The sequence below is a fragment of the Streptomyces sp. NPDC058052 genome (assembly GCF_042885515.1).
In the GTDB taxonomy this organism is placed as follows: domain Bacteria; phylum Actinomycetota; class Actinomycetes; order Streptomycetales; family Streptomycetaceae; genus Streptomyces.
On record NZ_JBHVRX010000071.1, the window covers coordinates 1 to 3,868 of the forward strand.

Here is a 3,868-nt window from a genome sequence, read left to right on the forward strand (position 1 = left end):
TTTGATGACTTGTACACGTTTACCAGCAGTATATAACTGCCAATCTTCATCACGTGCTTCTGGATAAAACGTACGTAAATGATTCATACACCCTTCTTTAGTCATTAATATTTGATCAAACGAATATTTAATTAAAGGAAGGTTTTTAACTGCAGAAGATAAAAGTGTTGTAATATTATATGGCTTAATCGATTTAAATAAATCTAAATTCGAACCATTTTTTAAGAATTTAGGGCCTACACTAGCAAATGGGCCAAATAATAAGGTACGTTCACCATCAATATAACGTGTATCCAAGTGAGGTACAGTCATAGGTGGTGTACCTTTAGGCTCTTTACCATATACCTTAGCGTCATGCTTAGCTATGGTATCAGGGTTAGTACAAATTAAGAATTGACCTGTAATTGGGAAACCACCCAAATTTTTGCTTTCTGGAATACCTGTTTTTTGTAATAATGGAATGGCTCCACCACCAGCACCAATAAATACATAATCAGCAAGTTCTGTTTGCACATCACCACTATTGCGTTGACGTACTTTAACTTCCCATTTACCATCTTTTCGATGATTAAAATCTATGACTTCATGATTATATTGAACATTAGCACTCGGATGTTGTTCAATATTTTTAGCCATTTTTCGAGTAAGCTCACCAAAATTAACATCTGTACCTTCATTAATTTTACTAGCGGCCATAATGTCACTCGAATTATGCCCTTTCATCATTAAAGGAATCCATTTTCTCATTTCCTCAATATCTTCCGTATATTCAATATTGTCAAACATCGGAAAATCTTTCATCGCATAATAGCGATCTTTTAAGAATTGAACATTATTTTTACCTCTCACAAAACTAATATGAGGTAAAGGCTGAATAAATTCTTTAGGGTTAGAAATACTTTTATTTTTAACTAAGTGGCTCCAAAATTGTTTTGAAATTTCAAATTGCTCATTAATTTCTTTTGCTTTTTCAATATCAATTGAACCATCAGGCTTTCTTACTGTATAGTTCAGTTCACATAAAGCAGCATGGCCAGTTCCGGCATTATGACGTTCATTAGAACTTTCAATCCCTGGACGATCTAAACGTTCATATAGTTTAATATTCCAATTAGGTTCTATTTCTTTAAGCATAGAACCAAAAGTAGTACTTAATACCCCAGCACCAATAATGACAACTGTTTTTGACTCTTTAGTATTCATAAATAATTCCCTTTCCTTTTTTTGTAACTAAGTAGTAGTATAATACAATTCAACTTATAATAAAAATACTCATTTTTAATCTGACTTATTCCATAAAAGAATAGGTTTAAAAGCAACTAAAAAACTCTAAAAGATGCGTTAAAGATTTATAAAACTTTAATATATCTTTTTTAGATGAAAACTTCTGATAATTGTAGGTTCTCTCATTATCTATGATTATTACTTTCTAACTGTATCTAGAAAATCATCTCCCCAATTACAAATTGAAAACACTACTTTATCAAGCTTTAGTCCTATTTCAGTCAATCTATAATCTACTTTAGGAGGGACTACTGGATAGACCGTCCTTTCGAGAATTTTGTCTTGTTCTAGTTCTCTAAGTTGTCTTATTAACATTCGCTGGTTGATATCAGGTAGTTTATTTTGTAATTCACTTAACCTTAAACGATTACTCTGCAAAAGATGGTAAACAATGGCAATTTTCCATCTTCCACCAATGACAGACAGGGCTAAATCTTTCGATGTATAAAATTCTTTATTATTATATTCAATTAACAAAACGAATCCTCCATTTTTATATAGTGACAAAAATGTCAGTATTGCTATTCTAAACAACTAATACCATAATAGCATTATAAAAGATAGAGAGGAGAAATTTTAATGAAATTACAATTAGCAATCGATTTATTAGACCAAAAAGAAGCAGCAAAATTAGCTCAAGAAGTAGAGGAATTCATTGATATCGTAGAAATTGGAACACCAATTGTTATAAATGAAGGACTATCTGCTGTTGAACATATGAGTAAATCAGTCACTAACACACAAGTATTAGCAGACCTGAAAATTATGGATGCTGCTAGTTATGAAGTAAGTCAAGCTGTAAAATTCGGTGCTGACATCGTAACAATTCTGGGTGTTTCTGAAGATGCTTCAATTAAAAGTGCTATCGAAGAAGCACATAACCATGGCAAAGAATTATTAGTTGATATGATCGCGGTTCAAAATTTAGAACAACGTGCAGCTGAATTAGATAAAATGGGTGCTGATTATATTGCAGTACATACGGGTTACGATTTACAAGCTAAAGGTGTATCACCTTTAGAAAGTTTACGTACTGTTAAATCAGTTATTTCAAATTCAAAAGTAGCCGTAGCAGGTGGTATCAAACCCGATACAATTAAATCAGTGGCAGTTGAACAACCAGATTTAATTATTGTGGGTGGTGGCATCGCAAACGCTGACGATCCAAAAGCTGCTGCTAAACAATGTCGTGATATAATTGATGGAAATGCTTAACCATTTTTAATATATGTTTAAACTCCCTCCTTCTTAGTGTATATAATATCTAGATTTAAAAATTATAATTGAAAGGTAATTTGTAATATGACTAAAAAAGTAGCAATTATTTTAGCAGATGAATTTGAAGATATAGAATTAACTAGTCCAAAAGAGGCACTAGAAAATGCTGGGTTTAAGACAGAAGTTATTGGTGATACAGCTAATCATGAAGTAGTTGGTAAACATGGTGAAAAAGTAACTGTAGATGTTAGTATCGCAGACGCTAAGCCAGAAACTTATGATGCTTTATTAATTCCTGGTGGATTTTCACCTGACCATTTACGTGGTGATGAAGAAGGACGTTACGGCACATTTGCTAAATACTTCACTAAAAATGTTGTACCAACATTTGCAATTTGTCATGGCCCACTATTATTAGTTGATACTGATGATTTAAATGGTCGTACAATAACTGGTGTTATCAATGTACGTAAAGATTTATCTAATGCTGGAGCACATGTTGTTGATGAATCAGTTGTAGTAGACAACAATATTGTAACAAGTCGTGTACCAGATGACTTAGATGATTTCAATAGAGAGATTATTAAACAATTAGAAGCATAAATTCAGATCCATTATAAATAATTATTTGATAGATTAGACTATCGACAAAGATCTAAACTTTGTCGATAGTTTTTTATTATTAATTTTGAAGCTCCAATTTTATTAACATATATACATCAAATAATTCATAACGTCGTATTACATATTTTGCATTCCTATGCACTATGATGTTATAATACATTTAACGAAGATTATATGCATATATGCACCATTCCCCTCACTATTTGTGGTAGTGAGGGGATTTTTGATGCGGCTTAACGTCGCCTTCTATTTATTACGTTTACTACTAAGCCAGTAAGTAAAATACGCAACTGCACAGCCACTAATGACTGGTGCAATGATGTGAACGAAGATCATAAGCATATTAAGCACCTCCTTCCGTCGAAAATACCGCCGGAAGTTAAGGCGACTCTATTATTATATCATCTGTAAACACGTAAGCATATCCACTTCCGATAAGTGAACTTATGTCAAAAGTATTATCTATAAAAAAACAAGTTACCTTTATTATTAAGTCTACTTAGTGGCCATAAAACATAATCAAAGTCATATTAGCGTACATAATTAAGTCGAATTATGATTTTTAGAAAGCGCGTATTGGTCACTTGTATTATTTATCATACTGCTTATAAAGTATAAATAAATGAAAAATGTCTTACTCATGTTTGATAAATTCTTGTGATATTTTTTATATTAAACACTTACATTTTTGCTATAAAAATATTTTTGTACTCATCACTTTTTGAATAAAGTATCTCAAACA

Annotated in this window: 5 protein-coding genes; 2 read left to right on the top strand and 3 right to left on the bottom strand. The window is 31.7% G+C overall.

Annotated features, from left to right (window positions below):
- The coding region (locus ACFVU3_RS39885; RefSeq protein ID WP_390073690.1) for a malate:quinone oxidoreductase at positions 1-1,203 on the bottom strand (1,203 nt) is incomplete at its 3' end.
- 219 nt (positions 1,204-1,422) lie between these two features.
- A complete protein-coding gene (locus ACFVU3_RS39890) occupies positions 1,423-1,818 on the bottom strand; it encodes a winged helix-turn-helix transcriptional regulator (RefSeq protein WP_390073691.1) in 396 nt (131 codons plus the stop codon).
- 45 nt (positions 1,819-1,863) lie between these two features.
- Here ACFVU3_RS39890 and hxlA point away from each other — a divergent pair, with 45 nt between their 5' ends.
- Positions 1,864-2,499 (top strand): 3-hexulose-6-phosphate synthase, encoded by a 636-nt coding sequence (hxlA, locus tag ACFVU3_RS39895; protein ID WP_034172882.1) that lies wholly within the window; start codon positions 1,864-1,866, stop codon positions 2,497-2,499.
- A gap of 87 nt (positions 2,500-2,586) precedes the next feature.
- Positions 2,587-3,105, top strand: a complete 519-nt coding sequence (locus ACFVU3_RS39900) for a type 1 glutamine amidotransferase domain-containing protein (protein ID WP_390073692.1) — start codon at positions 2,587-2,589, stop codon at positions 3,103-3,105.
- Positions 3,106-3,372: 267 nt separating this feature from the next.
- Here the strand turns inward: ACFVU3_RS39900 and ACFVU3_RS39905 are convergent, their stop codons facing one another.
- Positions 3,373-3,468 carry a type I toxin-antitoxin system Fst family toxin gene (locus tag ACFVU3_RS39905; RefSeq protein ID WP_002441941.1) on the bottom strand — a complete coding sequence of 32 codons (96 nt, stop codon included), beginning with the start codon at positions 3,466-3,468 and terminating at the stop codon, positions 3,373-3,375.
- Between the last annotated feature and the right edge of the window lie 400 nt (positions 3,469-3,868).